The organism is Phyllobacterium sp. YR620, assembly GCF_900104165.1.
Classification (GTDB): domain Bacteria; phylum Pseudomonadota; class Alphaproteobacteria; order Rhizobiales; family Rhizobiaceae; genus Phyllobacterium; species Phyllobacterium pellucidum.
The window spans coordinates 972,020-995,357 of the sequence record NZ_FNJP01000001.1 but is presented as its reverse complement, the minus strand read 5'-3'; the positions used below and the strand labels follow the sequence as shown (position 1 = coordinate 995,357).

At 59.0% G+C, this 23,338-nt stretch carries 26 protein-coding genes; 13 read left to right on the top strand and 13 right to left on the bottom strand.

Features of this window, described 5'->3' with window-relative positions; translation table 11 throughout:
• Positions 1–10: 10 nt before the first annotated feature.
• From BLR72_RS04640 to BLR72_RS04630, 3 genes are all read right to left on the bottom strand, one after another.
• A complete protein-coding gene (locus tag BLR72_RS04640) occupies positions 11–199 on the bottom strand; it encodes a DUF3008 family protein (protein ID WP_091945559.1) in 189 nt (62 codons plus the stop codon).
• Between the two features lie 136 nt (positions 200–335).
• Positions 336–875, bottom strand: a complete 540-nt coding sequence (locus tag BLR72_RS04635; RefSeq protein WP_091945555.1) for a DUF992 domain-containing protein — start codon at positions 873–875, stop codon at positions 336–338.
• 165 nt (positions 876–1,040) lie between these two features.
• Positions 1,041–1,457: a winged helix-turn-helix transcriptional regulator gene (locus tag BLR72_RS04630; protein ID WP_036814544.1), complete on the bottom strand. Its 417-nt coding sequence runs from the start codon at positions 1,455–1,457 to the stop codon at positions 1,041–1,043.
• Positions 1,458–1,604: 147 nt separating this feature from the next.
• On the opposite strand from BLR72_RS04630, the gene BLR72_RS04625 reads away from it, so the two are divergent.
• A complete protein-coding gene (locus BLR72_RS04625) occupies positions 1,605–2,246 on the top strand; it encodes an NAD(P)-dependent oxidoreductase (RefSeq protein WP_091945552.1) in 642 nt (213 codons plus the stop codon).
• A gap of 144 nt (positions 2,247–2,390) precedes the next feature.
• Positions 2,391–3,437: an LLM class flavin-dependent oxidoreductase gene (locus tag BLR72_RS04620; RefSeq protein ID WP_091945549.1), complete on the top strand. Its 1,047-nt coding sequence runs from the start codon at positions 2,391–2,393 to the stop codon at positions 3,435–3,437.
• A 10-nt stretch (positions 3,438–3,447) separates the two neighbouring features.
• On the opposite strand, the gene BLR72_RS04615 is transcribed toward BLR72_RS04620, so the two are convergent.
• From BLR72_RS04615 to BLR72_RS04600, 4 genes are all read right to left on the bottom strand, one after another.
• The gene (locus BLR72_RS04615; protein ID WP_091945547.1) at positions 3,448–4,671 is read right to left on the bottom strand and encodes a hypothetical protein; all 1,224 of its coding nucleotides are present in this window, start codon (positions 4,669–4,671) and stop codon (positions 3,448–3,450) included.
• 262 nt (positions 4,672–4,933) lie between these two features.
• Positions 4,934–5,377, bottom strand: a complete 444-nt coding sequence (locus BLR72_RS04610) for a hypothetical protein (RefSeq protein ID WP_091945544.1) — start codon at positions 5,375–5,377, stop codon at positions 4,934–4,936.
• Positions 5,378–5,545: 168 nt separating this feature from the next.
• Complete coding sequence (murI, locus tag BLR72_RS04605) at positions 5,546–6,412, bottom strand: glutamate racemase (RefSeq protein WP_244506614.1); 867 nt, start codon at positions 6,410–6,412, stop codon at positions 5,546–5,548.
• Entirely contained in the window at positions 6,387–7,238 is an 852-nt protein-coding gene (locus BLR72_RS04600; RefSeq protein ID WP_091945538.1) for an RNA methyltransferase, read from the bottom strand. Before BLR72_RS04600 ends, murI begins: the two co-directional genes overlap by 26 nt.
• A gap of 188 nt (positions 7,239–7,426) precedes the next feature.
• Here BLR72_RS04600 and BLR72_RS04595 point away from each other — a divergent pair, with 188 nt between their 5' ends.
• Both BLR72_RS04595 and BLR72_RS04590 read left to right on the top strand, forming a co-directional pair.
• The gene (locus tag BLR72_RS04595) at positions 7,427–8,641 is read left to right on the top strand and encodes an NADP-dependent isocitrate dehydrogenase (protein WP_091945535.1); all 1,215 of its coding nucleotides are present in this window, start codon (positions 7,427–7,429) and stop codon (positions 8,639–8,641) included.
• A gap of 151 nt (positions 8,642–8,792) precedes the next feature.
• A complete protein-coding gene (locus BLR72_RS04590) occupies positions 8,793–9,107 on the top strand; it encodes a YciI family protein (protein ID WP_027231647.1) in 315 nt (104 codons plus the stop codon).
• A 412-nt stretch (positions 9,108–9,519) separates the two neighbouring features.
• Here BLR72_RS04590 and alaS read toward each other — a convergent pair whose 3' ends face one another.
• Together alaS and recA are read right to left on the bottom strand one after the other, a co-directional pair.
• Complete coding sequence (gene alaS, locus BLR72_RS04585) at positions 9,520–12,183, bottom strand: alanine--tRNA ligase (protein ID WP_091945532.1); 2,664 nt, start codon at positions 12,181–12,183, stop codon at positions 9,520–9,522.
• Positions 12,184–12,434: 251 nt separating this feature from the next.
• Positions 12,435–13,526 carry a recombinase RecA gene (gene recA, locus BLR72_RS04580; RefSeq protein ID WP_027231649.1) on the bottom strand — a complete coding sequence of 364 codons (1,092 nt, stop codon included), beginning with the start codon at positions 13,524–13,526 and terminating at the stop codon, positions 12,435–12,437.
• Positions 13,527–13,843: 317 nt separating this feature from the next.
• Between recA and BLR72_RS04575 the strand changes: the two genes are divergently transcribed.
• Together BLR72_RS04575 and BLR72_RS04570 are read left to right on the top strand one after the other, a co-directional pair.
• Positions 13,844–14,794: a carbohydrate kinase family protein gene (locus tag BLR72_RS04575; protein WP_027231650.1), complete on the top strand. Its 951-nt coding sequence runs from the start codon at positions 13,844–13,846 to the stop codon at positions 14,792–14,794.
• Positions 14,795–14,808: 14 nt separating this feature from the next.
• Positions 14,809–15,726, top strand: a complete 918-nt coding sequence (locus BLR72_RS04570; protein ID WP_091945529.1) for a pseudouridine-5'-phosphate glycosidase — start codon at positions 14,809–14,811, stop codon at positions 15,724–15,726.
• Here BLR72_RS04570 and BLR72_RS04565 read toward each other — a convergent pair.
• The gene (locus BLR72_RS04565; protein WP_091945527.1) at positions 15,719–16,381 is read right to left on the bottom strand and encodes a YiaD family glycine zipper/OmpA-like lipoprotein; all 663 of its coding nucleotides are present in this window, start codon (positions 16,379–16,381) and stop codon (positions 15,719–15,721) included. The genes BLR72_RS04570 and BLR72_RS04565 overlap by 8 nt on opposite strands.
• A 278-nt stretch (positions 16,382–16,659) precedes the next feature.
• Between BLR72_RS04565 and BLR72_RS04560 the strand changes: the two genes are divergently transcribed.
• The 3 genes from BLR72_RS04560 (at position 16,660) to BLR72_RS04550 (ending at position 18,113) form a co-directional block, all read left to right on the top strand.
• Positions 16,660–16,920, top strand: coding sequence for a CopG family ribbon-helix-helix protein (locus tag BLR72_RS04560; protein ID WP_091945524.1), 261 nt, complete (start codon positions 16,660–16,662; stop codon positions 16,918–16,920).
• A 2-nt stretch (positions 16,921–16,922) separates the two neighbouring features.
• On the top strand, positions 16,923–17,228 hold the full coding sequence (locus tag BLR72_RS04555) for a type II toxin-antitoxin system RelE/ParE family toxin (protein ID WP_091945522.1): 306 nt from the start codon (positions 16,923–16,925) through the stop codon (positions 17,226–17,228).
• A gap of 171 nt (positions 17,229–17,399) precedes the next feature.
• Positions 17,400–18,113: an SDR family oxidoreductase gene (locus BLR72_RS04550; RefSeq protein WP_091945519.1), complete on the top strand. Its 714-nt coding sequence runs from the start codon at positions 17,400–17,402 to the stop codon at positions 18,111–18,113.
• Here BLR72_RS04550 and BLR72_RS04545 read toward each other — a convergent pair.
• On the bottom strand, positions 18,110–18,805 hold the full coding sequence (locus BLR72_RS04545) for an ArsR/SmtB family transcription factor (RefSeq protein ID WP_091945516.1): 696 nt from the start codon (positions 18,803–18,805) through the stop codon (positions 18,110–18,112). The two genes, BLR72_RS04550 and BLR72_RS04545, sit on opposite strands and share 4 nt — an antisense overlap.
• Positions 18,806–18,937: 132 nt before the next feature.
• On the opposite strand from BLR72_RS04545, the gene BLR72_RS04540 reads away from it, so the two are divergent.
• Positions 18,938–19,270 (top strand): NIPSNAP family protein, encoded by a 333-nt coding sequence (locus BLR72_RS04540; protein ID WP_091921943.1) that lies wholly within the window; start codon positions 18,938–18,940, stop codon positions 19,268–19,270.
• Complete coding sequence (locus tag BLR72_RS04535; RefSeq protein WP_091921944.1) at positions 19,267–19,614, top strand: antibiotic biosynthesis monooxygenase family protein; 348 nt, start codon at positions 19,267–19,269, stop codon at positions 19,612–19,614. Before BLR72_RS04540 ends, BLR72_RS04535 begins: the two co-directional genes overlap by 4 nt.
• Here the strand turns inward: BLR72_RS04535 and BLR72_RS22380 are convergent.
• Positions 19,611–19,751 (bottom strand): hypothetical protein, encoded by a 141-nt coding sequence (locus tag BLR72_RS22380; protein ID WP_153669021.1) that lies wholly within the window; start codon positions 19,749–19,751, stop codon positions 19,611–19,613. The two genes, BLR72_RS04535 and BLR72_RS22380, sit on opposite strands and share 4 nt — an antisense overlap.
• 227 nt (positions 19,752–19,978) lie before the next feature.
• Positions 19,979–20,962, bottom strand: coding sequence for an iron exporter MbfA (gene mbfA, locus BLR72_RS04530; RefSeq protein ID WP_091945513.1), 984 nt, complete (start codon positions 20,960–20,962; stop codon positions 19,979–19,981).
• 135 nt (positions 20,963–21,097) lie between these two features.
• On the opposite strand from mbfA, the gene BLR72_RS04525 reads away from it, so the two are divergent.
• Complete coding sequence (locus BLR72_RS04525) at positions 21,098–21,718, top strand: LysE family translocator (RefSeq protein WP_091946583.1); 621 nt, start codon at positions 21,098–21,100, stop codon at positions 21,716–21,718.
• A 141-nt stretch (positions 21,719–21,859) separates the two neighbouring features.
• Positions 21,860–22,834 carry a cysteine synthase A gene (cysK, locus tag BLR72_RS04520; RefSeq protein ID WP_091945510.1) on the top strand — a complete coding sequence of 325 codons (975 nt, stop codon included), beginning with the start codon at positions 21,860–21,862 and terminating at the stop codon, positions 22,832–22,834.
• Positions 22,835–23,338 lie beyond the last annotated feature (504 nt).

Here is a 23,338-nt window from a genome sequence, read left to right as displayed (position 1 = left end):
CCTCGATCAATCACTCGCTGTTTTTCTTCTTCGGCAGGCCCTTGCGCTTGGTTTCGGCAAATTCCTCCAGCTGCTTTTCGCTCATCGAGTCATACATGCTCTTCGAGGCACCCTGGAGTTCGCTCTTCTTGGTTTCTCCGCGCTTTGCCGAAAGCGCAGCACCAGCGGCCTTTTGCTGGGCTTGGGATTTTGCGGGCATCGGATTTCTCCCTGTGGGTGGTTGCACAAGGAAAGAAACGCAAGCGCTATGGCTCGGTTCCACGTTCACATCTACGCTGACTTGGAAAGTATGAAGGGGGCACGCTGGCTCCCTTCGTTCACCTCTGGCTAATCTGTTAGCTTCGATGCTTATGCTTCTTGACCGGCCTGGCTGCTTCTACAGGCTCCAGCGACAGACTGCTGACACCGACAGCAACGTTAAAACCTTGCGTTCCTTCAGTGCTGAACGGCTGCAGGCCGATATTCTTGTTAGATCCGCCGACAAGGGCGTTGGCGCCAAGGCCGAGCCCGACGGAAGCACCCGCCGACACGCCGACATACTTGCCGGCAAGCGCATTGGCACCCGGCTTGTTGTCCGCTGTCGTCACCACGGTCCAGCTCAGATACGTTTTTTGCGTTATGCCGAGGTCAAGGCCGAGTTTACCGAGGCGGCCCTTGTAATTTTCAACCGAACCGTCGCGATGCTTGTAGGCACAGTTGATCGCCTTGTTCGACCCGAAAACCAGCCCGACGCCGCCATCGACCTGGCACGACAGGATTCCGATATGGGTTGCTTTCGCTGGTGTTTCGGCTTTCGTCGTCTTGGCAGTTGCTGCCATCGTGCCACCGGTAAGGGCGGTCGCCGCCACAATGAGCGCCGGAATGAATCGTACCATAATTGTCTTTCTCCGTTGATCTTAATGAAATCACTATCGGCACATGACGCGCCTCAATGAACCATTCCCCGGAAAATCCCGAGGGCTGCCTTAAACGTTCACATGATTGGATGGTTCCGGCGGCCGTGCAACCAATTTCGCAATTGGCGCAGCAATTGCCGTGTGTCAGCCTATTGGCGCCGCGTCGAACACCTTGCGCGCGTCCCTGAGATTGTCACGGTTTTTTACCGCCCATTCGCCAAGCGCCCCGATCGGCACCGCAATCGAATGGCCCATCGGCGTCAGCGCGTAGGTAACTTCCGGCGGCGAGGTTGGCTTGACCGTCCGCAACACAAGCCCTTCGCGCTCGAGCGAACGCAACGTTACCGTCAGCATGCGCTGCGAAATACCCTCGATCATTCGCCGCAGCACATTGAAGCGACGCGGTCCTGCCTGGAGATTGATGATTGTAAGCAGGCTCCACGAATCGCCGATAATATCCAGCACCTCGCGCATCGGACATGAACCGCTGCCGTCCGATTCCATTGCCGCCATGGAAGCGAGAAGCGGCGTCTTGCCTTCGGTTTTCGCGTGAATGCTCATGCGCTCGATGTCCTTGCTGTGGCAGGCGGTTACCTGGATGTGCCCTGAAACGGAAAAAGTGCGTTCTTCCCAATGCATGTTTCCTAGCATAGGTAGTTATCAATCGTAACTACAAAACGATGCGTACCCGCATCAAAGGAGCATCCCATGAAAATCGCATTGATTGGCGCCACCGGTTTCGTCGGCACGCAGATACTGAAAGAGGCTTCGTCGCGGGGTCATGACGTGACGGCGCTGGTACGAAACGTAGACAAGGTAGAGAAGCGCGATGGCATCACCGCTGTGGAAGCGGACGCGCTCAACACCGCCGATCTCGCAGCCAAGCTGAAGGGAAACGACATCGTCATATCAGCCTATAATCCCGGCTGGGACAATCCCGATATCAAGGCCGTCCATATCGCTGGCAGCAAATCGATCACCGAAGCGACGAAACAGGCCGGCATCAAGCGACTGATCGTGGTCGGTGGTGCCGGTAGCCTGCGTGCGCCAGATGGTTCCCAGTTCGTCGATGGCGCGGCGTTCCCGGCAGAGTACAAGGAGGGCGCTTTGGGTGCACGCCAGGCACTCGAGGATCTTCGCAGCGAAACCGCACTTGACTGGACCTTTGTCTCGCCGCCCTTCGCGCTTGTTCCCGGCGAGCGGACCGGCAAATACCGCCAAGGCAAGGACGAGCCTGTCTTTAGTGCCGACGGCAAGAGCACGATCAGCACCAGCGACCTGGCGGTGGCAATTCTCGACGAGGCTGAAAAGCCAGCGCATGCGCAGGAGCGCATTACAGTAGGTTATTGACAGCACGCGAGGTGCGTGGCGCTGCTTTCGGCGCCACGTGCCCCGCCAGTATCCTTTTTGTGCGTCGGACACCGTGATGTGCGTTCTTCACAGAACCACTTTCTGTGCTTACCTGTGCGATAAGGTTTCAACGGGGCATCAAAAATGGAACTTGGTATTTATACATTTGCCGGGATGAGCCCGGATCCTGCAACCGGCGTCGCCATCAGCGCGCACCAGCGCATGCAGAATCTCCTCGATGAGATGGAACTGGCCGACCAGGTGGGGCTCGACGTCTTCGGCATCGGCGAACATCATCGGCCGGACTTCGTTATCTCGACACCGGCGGTGGCTCTCGCCGCCGGTGCGGCGCGCACCCGGAACATCCGCCTGACGAGTGCCGTCACGGTGCTGAGTTCCGACGACCCGGTGCGGGTATTTCAGGAGTATGCGACGCTTGACCTGATATCCTCCGGGCGCGCCGAGATCATGGCCGGCCGGGGCTCCTTCATCGAATCCTTTCCGCTCTTCGGTTATGATCTCAATGACTACGATGAACTCTTTGCGGAGAAACTCGACCTTCTGCTCAAGCTGCGGGAAAGCGAGCGTATGACCTGGAAGGGCAATTTGCGCGCTTCTCTGAACGATCTCGGCGTCTATCCGCGCCCATTGCAAAATCCCCTGCCCGTGTGGATTGCCGTGGGCGGGACGCCGCAATCGGTGATCCGCGCGGGAACGCTCGGTCTCCCGCTTGCCGTCGCTATCATCGGCGGCGAGCCGCACCGTTTTGCGCCGCTGGTCGAGCTCTACCGCGAGGCGGGATCCAAGGCTGGCCATTCCCCAGATAAGCTCAAGGTCAGCATCAATTCGCACGGTTATGTTGCTGCGACATCGCAGGCTGCCTCCGACGAGTACTGGCCGTCCTATGAAGTCGTGATGAACAAGATCGGCCGCGAACGCGGCTGGCCGCCGAGCAATCGCGCCCAGTATGAAGCCGGCCGCACAATGCGCGGTGCCTTGCTTGTCGGCTCACCTCAGGAGGTGATCGACAAGATCATGCTGCAGCATACCTATTTCAGGCATGACCGCTTCATGCTCCAGATTGATCTCGGCAGCCTGCCGCACACGAACACCCTGAAGGCCATCGAACTCTACGGGACCGAAGTCGCACCGGTCATCCGCAAGGAGCTTGGTGGCGCGAAGCCATCTTGAGGAGGTTGGTTCAGCGATGCTCGATCGACAGCAGCGTATCAACCGCCCATTGCTTCAAGCCGGGGTCGTCCATCAGGATAAAAAGGTAGGTCACACCGTCGCTCGCAACGGCGCAGCCCTCGAGCCACTGATCGGTCTTGCCGTCTTCCTGTTTCTTGTGGTTCCATATGCCGTAAAAGCTGAGCTTGTCCTTGACGACTGAAACGTCGAGCTTGCCGGTAAAACCTTCCGGCGGGCGGCGGTCATCATGTTCGATGGTCGTCGCGGCCGGCACGACGATGCAGCCGATACTCTTGAACACATTCTGTTTGAAACGATCGTCCCAGCCCAGAATGAAATGTCCGGGCAGCGTTATCCACCAATTATCGTCAAAGGCTTGCGGCCGTGGATAGCGCAGATAGCCCATGCCGGGTGGCCTCAGCCACGTCTTCGACCGGCTCGCAGCCTCAAATGCGGCGACATTCAACTTCTTGTCTGTCTCGAGGCGTGGTTCTTCCCTTGCGATCTTGATGAGTTCCGAGAGCACTTGAATGAAAAGCGCTTCATACTGGTCGATCGGGCCACGCCAAGGGAACGAGCGCCACAACATCGCCTCGGCAAGTCCAAAAGCAACCCGCGCGGGCAAGCCGAAATCCCACCACGGAAAAAAGTTGGCAGCCTCGCCCTTGAAGCCGAAGAAATCCACGTCGCGGGGCCCGCGAACTGTCATGATCCGATCCTTGAAAACATCAAGCGCTTCGCGTGCTGACAGGGACAGCGACAGCGGGCCATGCTTGCTGGCGCTGCTGCGCTCGACGACGACTTTCGAGACCGAGTTGAAATAAACGCTCATGTGAGTCTGGAGGACATCGTAATTTCGGTCCGTCCAATACTGGGTGTCGTCGCTGAATTCCTCATCTTGCGTGAAAACCAGTTTTTCCTGTTCGACCAGTTCGTCCAGCAAGGCCACGAGATAATCATGATAACCCGGGCCGGTTGCCACCGTCGCCGCCGAGAAATTAACCTGAGCGCCATCTTGGTAGAAATGCACATCCTCGTCCGTCGGCAAGATCGAGCAACTTGATCTCGCCTTGCCGTCATCACCCTCGGCAGTGATGACAGCCAGCGGTCCCAAAGTCGGCTCCTTGCGCGCCAACAGGCAAAACTTGCGCGCCAGATCCTTGGCGCTTGGCCGCTGCTTTAAAGATTTGATCTTTTCTTGGCGAGAGAAGACGAGTCCCAGGATAATGCTCACGAAAGCCCTCGGCGATATTGGAAAGCGTTGTATCTGATCGGCAGTCTCGGCGGCGGGGCGCGGCGCGCTGTCAAAACCCCCCGGCACGAAGGTAATATAAATATTGCAAATGAAGGATCAGCGCGCAGTGACCGATGGAACTGGAAGGTGTCGCGGAGGTCATGCCGTACGGCACGGACTATCGCCACCACTTCCACTCTTATCGCCACACTTTCAGGCAGAGGGACAATTGAAGAGGGGCTGCCTCATTGGCAGCCCCTGTTTATTCGATGATCTGGATTGGCGAATTGTCCACCGGTTTTGGTGGCTCGGTGGTTTTCCCCTTTTTCTTCGGGGCAACGCTCGGCTCTACAGTCCGCGCCACGGGGGAGCGGGCATCCATGAACGATTGGATTTCGTTGAGACCGACCGTATCGCCATTGCCTCGGCTGATTTCATCAAAGTGGTCGGCGATGAAGCCCCAACCGGCATCCTTTGCCTGTTGCGCGGTCAAGCGGCCCGAGGGGCCGGCCGCCGCCTCGAACTGCCTCTTCAACCGCTGATCGAGTTCCTTCTGAATGTTCTGCGGCGTCATCGGCGTACGCACCGTGCCAGGCGGATCGGGCGGGGGGAAGCCCAGCTTCTCACCCGCACTCGCAGGCGACAAGAATAGGGTGCCGGCGGCAATTGCCAGCATCATCCCCGATAGAAGTTCGACAAATCGCATAAAATACTCCCAGTCCAATGCAATAGATGGGGCGGTATTGTACCGCCCAAATGGTATCACCAATGGCAACTCGATAAAATGCGAGCCTAGGAGCGCGGTCGCGCGGGGTCAATTATTCGAAAGTTCAACACGCCCGTTTTTTCAACGCCACGCAAAATGGCCTATGCTTTAGGCGAAAGTGGCGGAGTTGCCGTCCGAAACCAATTGCAGTCCAAGATTGGTATCGAGACCGAACCCTTGCATCAGGCGGCGCGTGGAGAAATCTGGATTGCCCGATGTGAACATGGCAAAATCGTCGCCGTGTTCGGGTTCTTCGCCGGTACCGTTGACTTTGAGCAATGAAAGACCACGGCGAGCAATGGCCTCGGCGGGATCGAGCCAGTCGACCGGCCAGGGAGCGAGCCGGCGAAAGACGTTGGCGAGGAAAGGATAATGGGTGCAAGCGAGGACGACGATGTCCGTACGCTTGCCGTCCCGTTCGTAGAAGCAGGGGGCAATCTCCTGCCTGATTTCGGCATCGTCGACGAATTCCCCGCGAATATGGGCTTCGGCCAGGCGGGCGAGGCTCTGGCTGCCGACAAGACGCACATGGCATTGCGAGGCAAACGACTGGATGAGGTCGCGTGTATAGGCGCGCCGGACCGTACCGGGTGTTGCAAGAACGCTGACGAGGCCCGAAGAAGTCCGCTCGGCGGCTGGCTTGATGGCCGGTACCGTGCCGACAAACGGGACGCCCGGATAGGCTCTGCGCAGATCGTCGAGCACGAGCGTCGATGCCGTATTGCAGGCTATGATTGCGATTTCGGGGTCGTATTTCCCGATCAATCCACCGAAGAGCTCAACGATGCGCTCGCATAAGGCCGCCTCCTCCCAATCGCCGTAGGGAAAGCCGGCATCATCCGCGATATAGACGAAGCGCCGGTCTGGCATCAGAACTCTCGCCTCGCGCAGAACGGTGAGGCCGCCAATGCCGCTGTCGAAGACAAGGATCGGTCGGTCTGCGACCCGCTCATTCATCGTCGGTCGGCCTTTCATTAGCCGGCTCATCGATTGGCTTTGCCCGCTTACGCCCTTCCGGCGCTCCGGCGCCGCGCGGCGTATCGGGGCTGAAGAAGTCGAGAGAGACAAGGACGCCGCGCAGGAGCTTCAGCTCCGAATCCGAAAAACCCGGCCGGGTAAGAACGCCGCGCAGATTATTGACCATGATTTCCTTGCGGGCCATCGGCCGGAAATATCCCCTGGCCTGCAGCGCTTCTTCCAGATGATTGAAGAAGCCCTGCAATTGATCCTTTGGCGCCGGCGCAAGCTCAGGGCCGCGAAAGGCGGTATCGGTATGTTTCTCGAGGCCGGATTTCATCCATTCATAGGACATGAGCAGGACCGCCTGGGCAATGTTGAGTGACGAGAACGCCGGATTGACCGGAAACGTCACCAACTCATCGGCAAGGCTGACTTCGTCATTATTGAGGCCGATGCGCTCGCGCCCGAAAAGAATTCCGGTTCGCTCGCCGCTGTTGAAGCGCTGGCGCAGCACGACGCCCGCCTCCACCGGCCCCCGCACCTGCTTGAATGCATCGCGCTCGCGCGCCGTCGTCGCATAGACGAAATTCAGATCCTTGATGGCGGATGGCAGATCCTCGAAAACCTGCGCCGCATCAATGATGTGGTCCGCCCTGCTCGCCGCGGAGCGCGCCTTCTCGTTGGGAAATTCCTCGCGCGGCTTGACGAGCCGCAGTTCCGCCAGGCCAAAATTGGCCATGGCGCGCGCCACCATGCCGATGTTCTCGGGCAATTGCGGTTCAACGAGAATAATTGCCGGGCCTTCGGCAATAAGCGTGCGTTGTCTATCTGTACCGGCCATCTCTTGTTCCTGCTGATATTGCCGCCGTCATAACGCGCGATCTTTTGATGGGCAATCCTGCCTTAAAATAACGGCATGGCTGGTCGGCAGCTTTGCGTTCGGCGATCCCGATGCTATAGGGGCGCGAACCCTCACTGAAAACCGATGCTGACATTCCCACACCCCAGCAAAATAGAGGCTGACTATCCATGGCAAAGATCAAGGTTGCAAATCCGGTCGTCGAGCTTGACGGCGACGAGATGACCCGCATCATCTGGCAATATATCAAGGAAAAGCTGATCCATCCTTACCTGGATATCGATCTGAAATATTACGACCTCGGGATCGAGCACCGTGATGCCACTAATGATCAGGTGACGATCGATGCGGCCAATGCCATCAAGGAGTATGGTGTCGGCGTCAAGTGCGCGACGATCACGCCGGATGAGCAGCGAGTCGAGGAATTCGGCCTGAAGAAGATGTGGAAATCGCCCAACGGCACGATCCGCAACATTCTCGGCGGCGTCATCTTCCGCGAGCCGATTATTGCCAAGAACGTTCCGCGCCTCGTTCCGGGCTGGACGCAGCCGATCATCGTCGGCCGTCATGCCTTCGGCGACCAGTACCGCGCGACCGACTTCAAGTTCCCGGGCAAGGGCAAGCTGACGATCAAGTTCGTTGGCGATGACGGCCAGACGATCGAGCACGAAGTATATGACGCGCCCGGCGCCGGTGTTGCCATGGCGATGTACAATCTCGATGAATCGATCCGTGATTTCGCCCACGCTTCGTTCAACTATGCCTATAATCGCGGCGTTCCCTGCTATCTGTCGACCAAGAACACCATCCTCAAGGCCTATGACGGCCGCTTCAAGGACATCTTCCAGGAAGTTTACGAGGCAGAGTTCAAGGCGAAGTTTGCCGAAAAGAAGATCTTCTACGAGCATCGCCTGATCGACGACATGGTTGCTTCCGCGCTGAAGTGGTCCGGCGGCTATGTCTGGGCCTGCAAGAACTATGACGGCGACGTGCAGTCCGATATCGTCGCGCAGGGCTTCGGCTCGCTCGGCCTGATGACTTCGGTTCTGATGACGCCGGATGGCAAGACGGTCGAAGCGGAAGCTGCCCACGGCACCGTGACCCGCCACTATCGCCAGCACCAGAAGGGTGAAGAAACATCGACCAACTCGATCGCTTCGATCTTTGCCTGGACGCGCGGCCTTGCGCATCGCGCCAAGCTCGATGGTAATGCCGAGCTCGAGCGCTTCAGCCACACGCTGGAGAAGGTCTGCGTCGACACAGTCGAAGCCGGTTACATGACCAAGGACCTCGCACTCCTGATCGGCCCGGATCAGCCCTGGCTGTCGACCACAGGCTTCCTCGACAAGATCAATGAAAACCTGTCAAAGGCGATGGCTGCCTGAGCCATCTGAAAGCATCAATGCTAAGAGCTCCGGTGAAAACCGGAGCTCTTTTTGTTGTGCGCTTCGCGAATGAGCGATGCGAAAATGGCGCGCCAAAAAGCGCTGTTTTGGGTATTATGCGTGATGCTATGATCACCCGAGGGGACCGAAGATGAGCAAGCAGCAGTTCTTTTTCCGCCTGATCCCGCCACGCCCGACCTTTGCGGACGACATGGACGATGACGAGCAAGAGCTGATGCGCCAGCACGCAAGCTATGTGCAGGAATGTTTCAACGAGGGCTTTGTCCTTGCCTATGGCCCGGTGCATGAGCCCGACGGCAGCTTCGGGCTCGCTCTTCTTGAGGTAAATGATCATGCGGAAGCGGTCCGCTTCGGCGACAACGACCCGACCGTACTCGCCGGCCTCAACAGCTATACGATAGCGCCCATGCATATCGCGGCTGCACAGGCTCCGCGCGAGGAGTAAGCGCGGCGCCAGCTTTCGTTGCCTGAACCCGCTTCCCCGGCCCCGACCCCGTTTTGCCGAGGTGGAGTAGCTGTCGCTGCGGCACATGTCAGAGCGGCAGTAAAGGTCGGAGCGGCAGCAACCTCAGCGAACCTGCTCTTTTGCTCCAGCAATGGAAGTGCCGCTCCGGAAACAAACAACAAATAATAAAACTTCAACCGGCCAATATCAGTCGGCCGATTCCGCAATAGTCACTGTAGTTTTAGTGCTTATACTAATCCAAAAACTTAATAACCCAAATACTATTTAAGAATTACATCACGCATCGCGTGAAGGAGCAAGATCATTTTAACGCAGTACTATTGACAATAAGTATAATACGCATAGCGGCGAGTTGGCCCGGTCATACAGCAGCATGACCGGGCATGCGAACCTAGGCGCCGAGCGCCTGGCGGACGGCCGAAATCGCGTCTTCGGCTTTTGCGCCATCCGGGCCGCCGGCCTGGGCCATGTCGGGCCGGCCGCCGCCGCCCGCGCCGCCAAGAGCGGCGGACGCAATGCGGACGAGATCGACGGCGCTGTACTTGCCGATCAAATCCTCGGTGACCCCGACAACCGCGCTCGCCTTGCCATCTTCGGAGACGCCGACGAAGGTGACGACTCCCGAGCCGACGCTCTTCTTGGCATCATCGGCGAGCGGCTTCAGGTCGCGCGGATTGACGCCGCTCACCACCTTGCCGATGAAGCCGACACCGTTGACCGTCTCCAGCGCGCCGCCTGCGGCTCCGGAAGAACCGCCGCCAAGAGCCAATTGCTTGCGGGCTTCGGTAAGCTCGCGTTCGAGCTTGCGGCGTTCATCGACCAGCGCCGTCACCCGGGCCAGCGCATCGGCCGGCGTCGCCTTCAGAACCGACGCGATCGCCTTGACGCGGTCGTCCTGCTCCTCGAGATAGCGCCGCGCAGCTTCTCCGGTCAGCGCCTCGAGGCGGCGCACGCCAGCAGCAACAGCGCCTTCAGAGACCACGCGAATGAGCCCGATATCACCGGTCGCGCGTACATGCGTGCCGCCGCAAAGCTCGGTGGAATAGCTTTTTCCGGCCTTCTCGCCCTGCACTGCCGTGCCCATGGAGACGACGCGAACCTCATCGCCGTATTTTTCACCGAAGAGCGCCATAGCGCCTTCGGCAATCGCATCGTCGACTGCCATGAGGCGCGTCGATACCGGCGCGTTCTGCAACACGATCTCATTGGCAATGTCTTCGATTGCCGCGAGTTCCTTGTCGGAAATCGGCTTCGGGTGCGAAAAATCGAAACGCAGCCGGTCGGGGGCAACAAGCGAGCCCTTCTGGGCAACATGGGTTCCGAGCGTTTCGCGCAGCGCCTCATGCAACAGGTGGGTTGCCGAATGGTTGGAGCGGATACGGGTGCGGCGCGCCTTGTCGACGATAAGTTCGACCGGTGCACCGACCTTTGCCGTTCCCTTCGTCACCTTGCCGATATGGACGAAGACGCCGTCATTCTTCTTCTGCGTATCGCTGATCTCGATGACAAGGCCGTCGCCGGTGATCGTTCCGGTATCGCCCTGCTGTCCGCCGGATTCGCCATAGAAAGGCGTCTGGTTGACAACGACTGCCACAGCATCGCCTTCGCCCGCCGTTTCGACGCTGGCACCGTTCTCAACGAGAGCGGTTATGACGCCTTCAGCCTGCTCGGTCTCATAACCGAGAAATTCGGTGGCACCGACCTTGTCGCGAACCGAGAACCATACGGTTTCGGTCGCCGCATCGCCGGAACCCGCCCAGCTCGCGCGCGCCTCGGCTTTTTGCCTTTCCATGGCCGCGTCGAAGGCTTCCGTGTCGACGCCGATGCCGCGCTGGCGCAGCGCATCCTGCGTCAGGTCGAGCGGGAAACCATAGGTGTCGTAAAGCTTGAACGCGGTCTCGCCATCGAGCTTGTCGCCCTCGCCGAGGGATTCGGTCGCTTCGCCGAGGAGGCCCAGCCCGCGATCGAGGGTCTTGCGGAAGCGCTTTTCTTCAAGCTTGAGTGTTTCCGAGATCAGCGCTTCGGCGCGCACGAGTTCGGGATAGGCCTGGCCCATTTCGCGCACCAGCGCCGGCAGCAGCCGCCACATCAGAGGCTCGCGTGCGCCAAGGAGCTGCGCATGACGCATGGCGCGGCGCATGATGCGGCGCAGCACATAGCCACGACCCTCGTTCGACGGCAACACGCCATCAGCGATAAGGAAGCTTGAGGAGCGCAGGTGATCGGCAATAACCCGGTGGCTGGCGCGGAACTTGCCCTCGGCCTTTACTCCCGTTGCCTCCTCGGATGCGTGGATCAGCGTCTGGAACAGATCGATGTCGTAATTGTCGTGCTTGCCCTGAAGCACAGCGGCAAGGCGCTCGAGCCCCATTCCGGTATCGATCGACGGGCGCGGCAGATCGATGCGCTGCTCTTTCGTCACCTGCTCGAACTGCATGAAGACGAGGTTCCAGATTTCGATGAAACGGTCGCCGTCCTCATCGGCGCTCCCGGGAGGGCCGCCCCAGATTTCAGAACCGTGATCGTAGAAGATTTCCGAGCACGGGCCGCACGGACCCGTATCGCCCATCGCCCAGAAATTATCACTCGTGGCGATGCGGATGATTTTCTCTTCCGGAAGCCCGGCGATCTTCTTCCAGAAACCGGCCGCTGCATCATCGGTGTGGTAGACGGTTACCGTCAGCTTGTCCTTTGGAAGCCCGAACTCCCTGGTGATAAGGTTCCACGCAAGCGAGATCGCCTCTTCCTTAAAGTAATCGCCAAAGGAAAAATTGCCGAGCATTTCAAAGAAGGTATGGTGACGCGCCGTATAGCCGACATTGTCGAGGTCATTGTGCTTGCCGCCGGCGCGCACGCATTTCTGCGATGTCGTCGCCCGATTATAGGGACGGTGCTCGATGCCGGTGAAAACATTCTTGAACTGCACCATGCCCGCATTGGTGAACATCAGCGTCGGGTCATTGCGCGGCACGAGCGGGCTCGACGCCACGATCGAATGGCCGTTCTTCTTGAAATAGTTCAGAAATGTCGACCGGATCTCGTTGACGCCACTCATGCTGCTTGCCTTCTGACTTCTTATATCCAAATGGAATTAGCCCCATTCTGTGCGAAGGAGCGGAACGAAACGCTTGTAGCGACAGGGCTGCGTGCTGTCCAGAAAATCCCTATTGCCGCGAGGTGCGACCGGCCAGGGAATTGGCCAAGCCAAAGCGCGACCGGCCAGGGAATTGGCGACGGCAAAATGCCAAGACCCGCAGCCGTCACCGGCCGCGGGTCTCAAATCCTCAGTCAATATCTGGAGGCGGCTCAGCCTTCGGCGGCGTCGGGTTCGTCATCCTCTACTTCCCCAACATTCTTGTCGAGCATCTGCTCGGCAATGAGACCGGCATTCTGACGCAACGCCAGTTCGATCTCATTGGCTATTTCCGGATTCTCCTTCAGGAACAGTTTCGCGTTGTCGCGGCCCTGGCCGAGGCGCTGCGAATTATAGGAGAACCATGAACCAGATTTTTCGACAATGCCGGCCTTGACGCCAAGATCGACCAACTCGCCCGTCTTGGAGACGCCCTCGCCATACATGATGTCGAACTCGACCTGCTTGAAGGGCGGCGCCAGCTTGTTCTTGACGACCTTGACGCGGGTTTGATTGCCAACGACCTCGTCGCGCTCTTTCAGCGATCCGATGCGGCGGATATCGAGGCGAACAGATGCATAGAACTTCAGCGCATTGCCGCCCGTCGTCGTTTCTGGCGAACCAAACATCACACCGATTTTCATGCGGATCTGGTTGATGAAGATGACCATGCAATTGGAACGGGAAATCGATGCGGTAAGCTTGCGCAGCGCCTGGCTCATCAGACGGGCCTGCAGACCCGGCAGGGAATCGCCCATCTCGCCCTCGATTTCCGCCCGCGGCGTCAGCGCCGCAACGGAATCGACGACGAGAACGTCGATGGCGCCGGATCGCACCAGCGTATCGGTAATTTCAAGCGCTTGCTCGCCCGTATCCGGCTGCGAGATCAGAAGGTTCTCAAGATCAACGCCAAGCTTGCGGGCATATACGGGGTCGAGCGCGTGCTCGGCGTCGACAAAGGCGCAAATGCCGCCCTTCTTCTGGGCTTCGGCGATCGTATGCAGGGCAAGCGTGGTCTTGCCTGAGCTTTCAGGCCCGTAAATTTCGACGATGCGGCCTTTCGGCAATCCGCCGACGCCAAGGGCAATATCGAGCGACAGCGAGCCGGTCGGAACCGTTTCGATCTCCACAACCTGCTCGTTGCGGCCAAGCCGCATGATCGAGCCCTTTCCAAAGGCCCTCTCGATCTGGGACAATGCCGCATCCAGCGCTTTCGTTTTATCCACCGAATTACCCTCAACCAACCGCAATGAATTTTGAGCCATGTTACACTACCCCTGTGTTATGCATGAAGTCCGGATGTCGCTTCTGATGAACTTATTTGTATCTGTTTTGTTCTCATTTTGCAATAGACATAAGTGATTGAAATAAATGCATAACTTTAAAATGTTCGTAAAATGTTCTTGTAGGGGCGCGACATGCTGTCAGGCAAGCTTTCCGCTAGTTCCAGGCGTTGCCGGACAAACCGAAGTTGCGAAAATCGAATCGGCCGGATTATTGCGCCTGTCCGACCGACACTTTAGAGAAGTAGCGCAACGCCAGCCCTTCAATCCGTGGTTTTAAATCGGACAAGCAATCACCTATGACGTCAGGCAACAAACCGCTGCTCTTTGCTGTTGGCGGCGCCCATCTCGACCGGCGCGGCCAAAGCACCGTACCGTTTGTGCCCGGTGCTTCAAACCCCGGTATCATGCGCGAAGAGCCGGGCGGCGGTGTCTTCAATGCGTTAAGGCTGGCGATGCAGCGCGGCATCGCAGCTGAACTCCTGTCCATACGCGGCGGCGACCGTATCGGCGAGACGATTAGCGCAGCGATCGAGTCAGCCGGCATCATCGATAGCTCCGTCGTCTTCATGGATCGGGCGACGCCGAGCTATACGGCAATCCTCGACGAACATGGCGATGTCGTCGCCGCAATCGCCGACATGGCGCTTTATGAAGTCGCGCTCCCCCGGCAACTGCGCCGGCGGAAGGTGCGCGATGCCGTGGCAGCGGCCGACGCCATATTTTGTGATGCCAACCTTCCGGCCGATGCGCTGGAAAGGCTTGCGGGCCTTGCGGAACATCGGCCGATCTATGCCCTGGCGATATCCCCGGCAAAGGCGGTGCGCCTACGCACGATCCTTGGCAATCTCAACTGCCTTTTCATGAACCGCCGTGAAGCATTGGCCCTGACAGGCCTTGGCCAATCGGCGGAGCTAAAGGAAATCTGCGCAGCGTTGCGCGCGGCGGGCCTTCAAGTCGCCGTCATCAGCAATGGCGCCGGTCCCACCCTCGCCTACCATAACGATCTAGCCTATACACTCGAACCGCCTGGCGTCGACGGGATTGCTGATGTGACCGGCGCAGGTGACGCGCTTGCCGGCGGAACGATTGCCGGGCTGATGCAAGGTGTCGCGTTTCACGAGGCAGTCCGTCAAGGTATGACCGCGTCGATGCTGACATTGAAGACACATTCCGCCAGCCCGATCTTTACCCCCGAGGAATTCGACGCAGCGCTTTCCTTGATACCCGATGCGACCCTGCTGCGTTGATCAAAGGAGCCGACATGACCCTCAATCCCTTTACCGATATTGCCCCCGAGGTCGAGCAGGCACTTGATGCGGGCAAGCCGGTTGTCGCGCTGGAAAGCACAATCATCACTCATGGCATGCCCTATCCCGACAACAGCCGCATGGCCGCGGATGTCGAGGCCATCATCGCGGAAGAAGGCGCTGTTCCAGCGACGATTGCCATTGTCGACGGCCGGCTTAAGATCGGGCTCTCCGCCGATGAACGTGAAGCGCTCGCGCAGGTGAAGGGCGCCATGAAGCTGTCGCGCGCCGACCTTGCCTTCGCGCTTGCCGAAGGACGCACTGGTGGCACGACGGTTGCAGCCACCATGCTTGCCGCGCACCTTGCTGGCATCAAGGTTTTTGCCACGGGCGGCATCGGCGGCGTGCACAAGGGCGCAGAATTGAGTTTCGATATATCGGCCGACCTTGAAGAACTCGGTCGAACCCCGGTCATCGTCGTCTCGGCCGGGGCCAAGGCCATTCTCGATATCGAAAAGACGCTGGAAGTGCTTGAAACCAAGGGCGTTCCTGTCGTCGTCCATGGCGCCGATGTGCTTCCCGCCTTCTGGTCGCGCCAATCGCCGATCAAGGCGCCGCTGCGGCTCGACTCAGCCGAGGCAATCGCCGGGTTTCAGCGGGCACGCGAAGCCATCGGCGTCAACGGCGGCATGCTGATCGCCAATCCCATTCCGGCAGCGGACGAAATTCCAGCGGAGAGAATGGCGGGCTATATCAGCGAGGCGATCGCCCGCGCCACGAAAGATGGCGTCACCGGCAAGGCCGTGACGCCATATCTGCTTTCCGAAATTCTCGACATCACCAAGGGTGAGAGCCTCAAGGCGAACATCGCACTCGTCGAGAACAATGCGCGCCTTGCCGCGAAAATCGCCGTGGCGCTCGCTATCAGGTAAGCGGCGCGATCTGGATTTCGACGCGGCGGTTCTGGGCGCGCCCGGCTTCGGTCGCGTTGGTTGCCACCGGCTGCGAGGGGCCGAAGCCGCGTACGTCGAAGCGGCGGTTGTCGATGCCCTGCTGGGTCAGGTAGTTGGATACGGAAAGCGCCCGGCGCTCGGACAGAAGCTCGTTATGCTGCAGGCTGCCGGTCGAATCCGTATGGCCGGCGACATCGACGATGGTCTGGTTGAACTTGCGCAGGACCACAGCGACGGAACTGAGCGTCGGGTAGAACTCCGGCTTCACCTGATCCTGGTCGGTGTTGAAGGTAATGTTCGACGGCATGTTCAAAATGATCCGGTCGCCATTTCGGGTCACCGAGACGCCCGTCCCTTGAAGCTGCGCGCGCAACTCCGCTTCCTGGCGGTCCATGTAGTTGCCGATCGCGCCGCCACTGAGCGCACCGATGCCTGCGCCGATTAGCGCGCCATTTCGACCCGACTTGCCGCTGCCGCCGCCAATGGCAAAACCGGCGAGCGCACCTGCTGCCGTTCCGATCAAGGCGCCGCCGGCGGTGTTCGACATCTTCTGGTCACCCGTATAGGGGTCCGTCGTCGTGCAGCCCGCCAGAAAGGTCGCTGCCAGGCAGCTGATGGCAAATTTCTTCATCATCGAATCAAGTCCCCGTTTGGATGTGGCGCGGACTATACAAGCGATTCGGGCAAAATATGGGAGGCCAAAAATGCGTGGTGGACGCACCTATACAGCCATCCTCGCGACTTGGCCGGCGGCCTTTAGACTAAGGTCGAACTGATTTTTGGGAAGGCTCGGTTTGACGGCGCGTGGGGCTTAAAGCCGTGGCCGCATCGATACACTAGAAAGCACGATGGCAGCGCCTAAGAAAACGTGCTAGGGTGTACACAATCCAACACATGAGGGAAGCAAGTTTCATGACCACCAGCACTACCATGACGATTCGGGTTCGGCCCGATGTGAAAGAAAAGCTCGACCGGATAGCGGCCGACACGCAACGGAGCAAATCGTTCCTCGCCGGCGAAGCTGTCGCCGCCTATGTTGATCGCGAGCTTGAAATCATCGACGGCATCAAGCGCGGCATGGCCGATGTTGCGGCCGGCCGTGTCGTGCCCCATGAACAGGTGATGGCGGAAGCCCGCCAGATCATCGCGGACGCGAAGCGTAAAGCCTCGTAAGAATGAGGCGGGTCATCTGGTCGGCCGACGCACGGCACGATTACCTCGACATTCTGCAATTCGTGGCCGCTGACAACCCGCTTGCTGCTGAAAAGGTAGCGGATGCGATCGAGCAGGTGGGCAACGGACTTGGCGAGTTTGCGACCGGAAGGCCGGGCCGGGTCACAGGTAGCTATGAAAAGTCCGTTGCCCGCCTGCCCTACATCATAGCCTATGAGATCAAGAGCCACGGCGGGCAAGAGGTTATAGCCGTCTTGCGCGTCATCCACACATCGCGGGATTGGTCGGCCGAGGAATGGCCGGACTAACTTAAGAAGTAGTGACAACTCTCGCTATATGTCGTCAGATTTCAATTCGACTTTTGACTCATTTTCTCAACGTTCTTCAAAAAATTTGACAGCCTTTGCATCCTGAATTCATTTGCGTCCATCAGGACAATCAATGATGCTCGCCACCATTCGAGAATAAAGGCGAGAACCATGACGCAATCACAAGAAGCTCCTGTTGCAATCATCACCGGCGGAGGACGCGGCATGGGCGCCGCCATCGCGCGCGAACTGCATTCCCGCGGCTACCGCCTCGGCCTGATGTCGCCCTCAGGCAGCGCCGTCGAGCTTGCAGGCGAACTTGGCGCGATCGGTCTGAAAGGATCCGCGGGCGAAGCCAGCGATCTCGAGGCGCTGGTCGCACAAACCGTAGGGGCCTATGGCCGTGTCGATGCCGTGGTCAACCACACGGGACATCCGCCGAAGGGGGATCTTCTCGACATCACCGACGACAAATGGGCGATTGGCAACGACCTGATGGTACTGAGCGTCGTGCGCATGGCGCGGCTGGTGACGCCCTACATGCTCAAGCAAGGCAAAGGGGCCTTCGTGAACATCACGACTTTCGCGGCCTTCGAACCGAGCCTCGTCTTTCCGGTTTCCTGCGCCTATCGCGCCGCCGTAGGCGCCTACACCAAGCTTTATTCGGACCGTTATGCCGCCGATAATATCCGCATGAACGCGTTGCTCCCGGGCTTCATCGACAGTCTGGACCACAAGCCGGAGACTGCCGAAAAGGTCCCGATGAAGCGCGTCGGCACGATGAACGAAATCGCCAAGACGGCCGCTTTCCTGCTATCGGACGATGCAGGCTATATCACCGGGCAGAATATCCGTGTCGATGGCGGGATTACGCGTCACATCTAGGAAAGGCTGACGCCGAACGTCTCACGCAGCTGCCTTTGCCCGTTCGGCGTGACGGTTACGGCCCGCGTCCCATCCACGCGCGTGATCCAGCCGCGCTCGAAGCAATGGCTGCACAGAGCCGCGCCGATGGCCCCGGCAAGATGCGGGCGTCTTTCGCTCCAGTCGAGGCAGGGCCGGCAGAGAATACGGCCACGGGCTGCGCTCAAGGCCGCAATGTCGATACCGGCGCTGTCAAGCAGTGCGCGCCCGCTCTCCGTCACCTCGCCGGCGTCGAGGCCGAGGTCGAGGTGACCCGCGTCAACCAGCGCGTCGGTGATTGCGACGCCGAGATGGCCGGCCAGGTGATCGTAACACGTTCGCCCTGCCCGCAAGGCTGCGTCGCGCGGCCCTGTTCGAACGGGCTTGGCAGCGACGCCCGGCGCCGCAATGCGCATGATGCTCTCGATCATCTGCGCCACGGCGGGCGATGCCAGGCGGTGGTAGCGATGCCGTCCCTGCTTTTCCACCGCCAGCAATCCGGCGTCGGTCATGCGTGTCAGGTGGCTGCTCGCGGTCTGCGCGGTGATCCCGGCGAGTTGCGCGAGTTCCGATGCCGTCAGCGCGCGTCCGTCCATCAAGCCGTTCAGCATGCTTGCGCGCCCGGGATCTCCCGCCAGCGCTGCAATTTCGGCAAATTTCGCATTGTTCGACATCGCATCTTCCTCACGCCATCTTGCCCTAATTTGCTTTGCCGCTGACGACAATGCTTCGAAAACGGCCGAAGTATCAAGCCGCCTTCGCGGCCTATGTTGATGGCCGGTTAGAAACGCGATGGAGCGAGAGAAATGGCGATCACCTGCATTATCAAATACGAAATCGATCCCTATCAAAGGGGTGCATTCGAAGAATATGCCCGCAACTGGAATGAGGCGATCCCGCGCTGCGGTGCCGACCTGATCGGTTATTTCGCCCCGCATGAAGGTTCTGCTACCCTGGCCTACGGCATCTACAATATAGAAAGCCTCGCAGCCTACGAGGCCTACCGTGCCAAGCTGCGGGACGATCCGGTCGGCCGTGCGAACTATGCGTTCTCAATGGAGAGGAAATTCATCCGCCGCGAGGATCGCACGTTTCTCACCCACGTTTCCGGATTGAACGGGAAGGAACTGATCCGATGATTGCAGTGATTTTCGAGGTTGAGCCGGCAGAGGGCCGCTCCGGGGATTATTTTGATCGGGCAGCGGATCTGCGTCCGCTGCTGGAGACGATGGACGGGTTCATCTCTGTGGAACGGTTTCGCAGCCTTGCCAACGCGAACCGCTACCTTTCCCTTTCCTTCTGGCGCGACGAAGCGTCAGTGGCGGCTTGGCGCCAGACCGAGGAACATCGCCTTGCCCAACGCGACGGCCGTGGTGGGATCTTTGCCGACTATCGGCTGCGGATTGCGTCCGTTGTGCGTGACTACGGCCTCAGAGCCCGTGACGAGGCTCCGTCTGATGCGCGGGCTTACCATCATGCCTAGGCCCGTTGTCCGTGATTGCGCTCGGCGCATGCCGGTCCTGGACCACGCATATAGTGGCGTTCGGGCCGGTAGCTCGGCACAATGAACTCGCGGACGACGCGAAGCGTATCGCGCAGCTGGATAATCATGGTCATCATGTCTGGTCTCTTGCATTTTGGCTGCCGGGCGAACCGGTAGCGATCAATTAGCTAAAATTTAACTCATAAATATGAACAGCTCCTGAATGCCATTGGTTAAAGACAGATAAATTCATCAATTGTTAGCCTTAACCACTTGGGCAGAAAGACGTTTTCTCAACGGATATTGCCACGAGAATGCCCCTTTTAAAGCATTGCGACCGCTTCGGGCTTGTCCCTACGTTCCATCACGCATTGCCGATCAAGATACCCGTCGCGAGCACAAGGCTGCCTCCAAGGACCACCTGGATCGCCGCACGGAAGAAGGGCGTCTCCATGAAGCGATGCTGGATATAGGCAATGGCCCAAAGCTCAACGAAGACGACGAGGGCAGCGACAGTGGTGGCTGTCCAGAAATCGGGGATCAGGTAAGGCAAGGCATGACCGAGACCGCCGATCGCCGTCATCAACCCATTGGCAAGGCCGCGTTTCAGCGGCGATCCGCGGCCGGAGAGCTTGCCGTCATCGTGGGCGGCCTCGGTGAACCCCATGGAAATGCCGGCGCCAAGCGAGGCCGAGAGACCGACCAGAAAGGTCTGCCAGGTGTCCTGCGTGGCAAAGGCCGCCGCGAAGATCGGCGCGAGGGTTGAAACTGAACCATCCATCAGACCGGCAAGCCCGGGCTGGATATAGGTCAGTATGAACTGGCGGCGCTCGGTTTGCTTTTCCGCGTCCTGTACCGTGTCCGGCGTATGTCTGAGACCAAGCCGGTGCGCCAGCGATTCATGGGCCTTTTCCGCGATGGCAAGATCGCCAAGCAGCTTGCGCGTCGAGGCATCGCTGACGAGTTTCATCGCCTCGGTATAAAATCTGTAGGCTTGCTCCTCCATTTTCTCGGCCATCTCGCGCACCTTGTCGATACCAAGCGGACGCATCAGCCAATCGGGCCGGCGCTCGATATAACCGCGCACATGCTCCCGGCGAATGAGCGGAATCTGGTTGCCGAAGCGCTCCTGATGCAGCTCGATCAGCACTTGCCGGTGCCGGTTTTCCTCCTCGGCCATGTCTTCGAACACTTTGGCGCTGTCGGGAAAATTCTCGCGCAACCCATCCGCATAGGCGAGGTAAATTCGCGCATCGTCCTCTTCTGACGAAATGGCAAGCGCAAGAATCTCCTGTTCGGTGAGCGATTCGAGCGAGTGGCGGCGATGGGAGAAGAACCGGCTGAGCATGACAACATCCTAATTTAGAATAATTCTAAACTATAGTTTCCAGCGTCATTGTTCAAGTCCGCGCGGGCCTTTCAATGGACAGAAAGAAACCACACGGATATGGTCCGTTCGGTCGCAATCACCCAGGAACTTAACATGACGCTTGCCGGTTTTGTCGCCTATTCGGGCGCTCTTGCCATCGCCGCGGCCATACCCGGCCCGGGCCTCACCGCACTGATCGCACGCGCGCTCGGTTCCGGCTTTCGCTCCGCGCTGTTCATGTCGATCGGGCTCATTATCGGCGACCTCACCTACCTTACCGCAGTCGTCCTAGGCCTCGCCGTGGTGGCGCAGACTTTTGGAACCGTCTTCCTCATCATCAAATGGGCTGGCGTTGCCTACCTCGCCTATCTTGCCTGGGGCCTCTGGTCCGCTGGTATTTCCGCAGAAAAGATCGAGGCGAAGAAAAGCCGTGGCGGCCCAGCTGCAAGCGTTCTTTCGGGACTTGCCGTCACGCTCGGCAATCCAAAGACGATGCTATTCTATATCGCCCTCACGCCGACGCTGGTTGACCTTCACGCTGTCACCCTCGCCGATTATTCGATACTGGCGACCATTACCGTGCTGGTGTTGCTGATCGTTTTGATCCCTTACCTCGCCCTTGCAGCAAGGGCGCGCGGCCTCCTTGCATCGCCACGGGCGTTGAAGCGGCTAAACCGGACTGCCGCCGCCTTCATGGCCGGAGCAGCGCTTGCGATCGCCGGGCGCGCTTCCTGACTGGAATGATTTTCCAGTTTTCGCGCGATAATGGCAGGATTTTCCAATGACGATGCGTCGACCGAACGGCTTCGACTAGGAAATTCCGCCGCTGCCCCATAAGATCGGCGCAACGACGCAATCCAGGATGGGAGTTCATCAATGAGCAACAATGACGCGCGCAAGCCGGGCCGTGGCCGCATCTACAATTCGATCGTGGATACGATTGGCGATACACCCATCATCCGGCTCGATAAGCTCGCCAAGGAAAAGGGCGTGGGCGCCAACCTTCTCGCCAAGCTCGAATTCTTCAACCCAATCGCCAGCGTCAAGGATCGTATCGGCGTCGCGCTCATTGAAGCGCTTGAGGCGCAAGGCAAAGCGACGCCGGGCAAGACGACATTCGTCGAGCCTACATCCGGCAATACCGGCATTGCGCTTGCCTTTGCCGCCGCCGCGAAGGGGTACCGCCTGATCCTGACCATGCCGGAAACCATGTCGGTAGAGCGGCGCAAGATGTTGAAGCTGCTTGGCGCCGAGCTTGTGCTTACCGAAGGTGCCAAGGGGATGAAGGGCGCGATTGCCAAGGCCAATGAGCTCGTCGAAACGACGCCCGATGCGATTATTCCGGGGCAGTTCGACAATCCGGCCAACCCTGAAATCCATCGTCGCACCACCGCCGAGGAAATCTGGAACGATACCGAGGGCAAGGTCGATATCTTCGTCGCCGGCATCGGCACGGGCGGCACGATCACGGGAGTCGGCCAGGTGCTGAAGCAGCGCAATCCGGAAGTCCGGATTGTTGCGGTCGAGCCAAAGGATTCGCCGGTGCTTTCCGGCGGCAATCCCGGTCCGCACAAGATCCAGGGCATCGGCGCAGGGTTTGCCCCTGCTGTGCTTGACACGCATATCTACGACGAGGTGATCCAGGTCTCCAATGAGGATTCCTTTGCCAATGCGCGTCTCGTGGCCCGGCTTGAGGGCGTCCCGGTCGGTATCTCCTCCGGCGCCGCGCTGACGGCGGCGATCGAGATCGGCAAGCGCCCGGAAAATGCAGGCAAGAACATCGTTGTGATAATCCCGTCCTTCGCCGAACGTTATCTTTCCACGGCACTGTTCGACGGGCTCGATAGCTAGGATTCGCGCGTCCGCGCCACTGTGCTACTTTGGCTTGTCCCGAGGATCAATTATCCGGCCGGAAGGTGGGTTCTCGGGACAAGGGCCCGAGGATGACGGCGGTGGTAGGTCGACGGTAGTGCTGCAAGGATGATGGCAGGGGTGGAAGGATGCGGTAGTTGCCCGACCTTGGTGGCGCGAGGTCGGATGGTCACGCGACCATGACTGCTGTAGAGCAAGGATGACGCAGGCGGTGTGCGAATTATGGCCGTAGGCGGCTGGCCGTAGTGGCCGGAGGATGACGTAGTAATGGGGTGGATGGCGCTAGTGATCCAAGGATGACGGTAATAATGAGAGAATAAGGACGGGCAGACGTTGGTGCGTGGTTTAAGCCCCGCTGTCGACTGACTAGGAAGGGGGTCCCTATTTCCCTATTTCCCTATTTCCCTATTTCCCTATTTCCCTATTTCCCTATTTCCCTATTTCCCTATTTCCCTATTTCCCTATTTCCCTATTTCCCTACTT

Bases quoted from the DNA above. Each gene is read 5' to 3' on its own strand.
- BLR72_RS04570 (WP_091945529.1), top strand. From the start codon at position 14,809: ATGACCCTCAATCCCTTTACCGATATTGCCCCCGAGGTCGAGCAGGCA.
- BLR72_RS04565 (WP_091945527.1), bottom strand. From the start codon at position 16,381: ATGATGAAGAAATTTGCCATCAGCTGCCTGGCAGCGACCTTTCTGGCG.
- BLR72_RS04625 (WP_091945552.1), top strand. From the start codon at position 1,605: ATGAAAATCGCATTGATTGGCGCCACCGGTTTCGTCGGCACGCAGATA.
- BLR72_RS04535 (WP_091921944.1), top strand. From the start codon at position 19,267: ATGATTGCAGTGATTTTCGAGGTTGAGCCGGCAGAGGGCCGCTCCGGG.
- BLR72_RS22380 (WP_153669021.1), bottom strand. From the start codon at position 19,751: ATGATGACCATGATTATCCAGCTGCGCGATACGCTTCGCGTCGTCCGC.
- BLR72_RS04610 (WP_091945544.1), bottom strand. From the start codon at position 5,377: ATGCGATTTGTCGAACTTCTATCGGGGATGATGCTGGCAATTGCCGCC.
- BLR72_RS04590 (WP_027231647.1), top strand. From the start codon at position 8,793: ATGAGCAAGCAGCAGTTCTTTTTCCGCCTGATCCCGCCACGCCCGACC.
- BLR72_RS04525 (WP_091946583.1), top strand. From the start codon at position 21,098: ATGACGCTTGCCGGTTTTGTCGCCTATTCGGGCGCTCTTGCCATCGCC.
- BLR72_RS04635 (WP_091945555.1), bottom strand. From the start codon at position 875: ATGGTACGATTCATTCCGGCGCTCATTGTGGCGGCGACCGCCCTTACC.
- BLR72_RS04630 (WP_036814544.1), bottom strand. From the start codon at position 1,457: ATGAGCATTCACGCGAAAACCGAAGGCAAGACGCCGCTTCTCGCTTCC.
- BLR72_RS04560 (WP_091945524.1), top strand. From the start codon at position 16,660: ATGACCACCAGCACTACCATGACGATTCGGGTTCGGCCCGATGTGAAA.
- BLR72_RS04620 (WP_091945549.1), top strand. From the start codon at position 2,391: ATGGAACTTGGTATTTATACATTTGCCGGGATGAGCCCGGATCCTGCA.
- BLR72_RS04555 (WP_091945522.1), top strand. From the start codon at position 16,923: ATGAGGCGGGTCATCTGGTCGGCCGACGCACGGCACGATTACCTCGAC.
- BLR72_RS04545 (WP_091945516.1), bottom strand. From the start codon at position 18,805: ATGTCGAACAATGCGAAATTTGCCGAAATTGCAGCGCTGGCGGGAGAT.
- murI (WP_244506614.1), bottom strand. From the start codon at position 6,412: ATGAAAGGCCGACCGACGATGAATGAGCGGGTCGCAGACCGACCGATC.
- BLR72_RS04595 (WP_091945535.1), top strand. From the start codon at position 7,427: ATGGCAAAGATCAAGGTTGCAAATCCGGTCGTCGAGCTTGACGGCGAC.
- BLR72_RS04550 (WP_091945519.1), top strand. From the start codon at position 17,400: ATGACGCAATCACAAGAAGCTCCTGTTGCAATCATCACCGGCGGAGGA.
- BLR72_RS04575 (WP_027231650.1), top strand. From the start codon at position 13,844: ATGACGTCAGGCAACAAACCGCTGCTCTTTGCTGTTGGCGGCGCCCAT.
- alaS (WP_091945532.1), bottom strand. From the start codon at position 12,183: ATGAGTGGCGTCAACGAGATCCGGTCGACATTTCTGAACTATTTCAAG.
- BLR72_RS04640 (WP_091945559.1), bottom strand. From the start codon at position 199: ATGCCCGCAAAATCCCAAGCCCAGCAAAAGGCCGCTGGTGCTGCGCTT.
- mbfA (WP_091945513.1), bottom strand. From the start codon at position 20,962: ATGCTCAGCCGGTTCTTCTCCCATCGCCGCCACTCGCTCGAATCGCTC.
- BLR72_RS04540 (WP_091921943.1), top strand. From the start codon at position 18,938: ATGGCGATCACCTGCATTATCAAATACGAAATCGATCCCTATCAAAGG.
- recA (WP_027231649.1), bottom strand. From the start codon at position 13,526: ATGGCTCAAAATTCATTGCGGTTGGTTGAGGGTAATTCGGTGGATAAA.
- cysK (WP_091945510.1), top strand. From the start codon at position 21,860: ATGAGCAACAATGACGCGCGCAAGCCGGGCCGTGGCCGCATCTACAAT.
- BLR72_RS04600 (WP_091945538.1), bottom strand. From the start codon at position 7,238: ATGGCCGGTACAGATAGACAACGCACGCTTATTGCCGAAGGCCCGGCA.